At 52.4% G+C, this 1607-nt stretch carries 1 protein-coding gene; it reads left to right on the plus strand.

Annotated elements, in window-relative coordinates; all coding sequences use genetic code 11:
• The first annotated feature begins 146 nt into the window (after nt 1-146).
• Nucleotides 147-1583, plus strand: a complete 1437-nt coding sequence (locus AC6ROY_RS25320) for a transposase (RefSeq protein ID WP_500103330.1) — start codon at nt 147-149, stop codon at nt 1581-1583.
• The last annotated feature ends 24 nt before the right edge of the window (nt 1584-1607 follow it).

Genomic DNA, 1607 nt, shown 5'->3' on the forward strand with positions numbered 1-1607 from the left:
AAGTTCTTGTCGAAAAATCGTCACATAGAAAAATAACCCAATCAGCAGGTGGTCTGGTATCCTTAAGTTCTCACACAAAAAGGAAGGGCCGCTGAATGGGTTACAGAATGTAGTTTACCCCATTTCCAAGCGATTGACCATAACCAATGATTAAATACATACATGAACTTTTACTTCCCTTCCGTTCTTGCTTTACCAGACAAGCCCCTTACGAGTGGTTTGTCGTACTCATTGTCGGTTTTATGCTACGCTCGGATCACCTAGGCGTGACTTCGGTGATTCGCGATCTTGCTCTGAATGGTCGCTGCTACGAGTCACTGATTCACTTTTTTCGCTCCTCCGCCTGGTCCCTGGCGTCGCTGCGAACCACATGGGTGCAGGTCGTTCGCAAGGCGGCACCTCTCTTGAAGGTAGATGGCCGCGTCGTACTCGTTGGCGACGGAATGAAGCAAACCAAGGAAGGTCGCCGCATGCCAGGTGTCAAGAAGCTCCATCAGGAATCGGAAAACTCGTCTAAGGGCGAATACATCTTCGGTCATTTGTTCGGCGCCATTGGGATTCTGGCGGGCACACCGCAGAAATGGTTTTGCCTGCCTTTGTTCCTGAATCTGCAGGATGGGGTCAAAACCATTTTGGGGTGGGACAGGACTGGCGTGGAACCGGAGACCCCTTCCCATGTGGTGCAAATGATCGAGCAAGCCTTCACGACAGCAGAAGCGTTTGGCCAGGCGTTGCTTTTGCTGGACCGTTACTTTTTGTCAGCCCCCGCGCTGGAGCGACTCCAGGCTTTTCATCATACCTCCGATGTCCGGATGCATATCGTGACAAAGGCCAAAGCCAATGTCGTGGCCTACGAACGTCCAACCAAGAAATCCGGACGTGGTCGACCGCCAAAGAAAGGCAAATCGCTCAAGCTGAAAGACGTATTTGCAGCACGTGCTGCCGACTTCCAACCCGCGACGGTCACGCTCTACGGAAAAGAAGAGACGATCCATTTTCTGTGCCTGGATCTGCTTTGGGGCCAGGGGCTCTATCAGGAACTGCGCTTTGTCCTCGTAAAGCGCGGCGAGCTATGCTCCATTCTCGTCAGCACCGATCTGACACTGGGCGCGACCGACATCGTTCGGTTGTATGGCTTCCGGTTCAAAATCGAGTGCACCTTCCGAGAGATGAAACAAGTGATTGGTGCCTTTGGCTATCGCTTCTGGAGCAAGTCGATGCCGAAGTTGAACCGATACTTGCGAAAGGCGGCCGCCCATCCGCTGGAAGCGGTGAAAGACGAACAAGCCAGGCATCGGATTCGCTTGACCTTCCAGGCCATCGAAGGGTTCGTAATGTGCCAATGCATCGCAATGGGAATACTCCAACTGATCGCTTTGCGCTACTCCGGACGAGTCCCCATGCTCTTCTTTCGCTATTTGCGTACGCCGTCCCGATCCGTGGTGTCCGAGGCCACCGTTGCCGCCTATTTGCGTGCATCTATTTTTCGCCTGTTTGCGCAAAACCGGCACATATCCCTAACGCAAATTATTCGTTCCAAGCAAGAAATATCCAATTCTGACGCGGATTCTCTGGCTTCTTAAGCGTTAGAACTTATGACTGTCCAG

It is taken from the genome of Paenibacillus sp. sg306046 (genome assembly GCF_059821225.1).

Excerpts from the sequence above, each read along its gene's own strand:
- AC6ROY_RS25320 (WP_500103330.1), top strand. The coding sequence starts at position 147 with ATGATTAAATACATACATGAACTTTTACTTCCCTTCCGTTCTTGCTTT.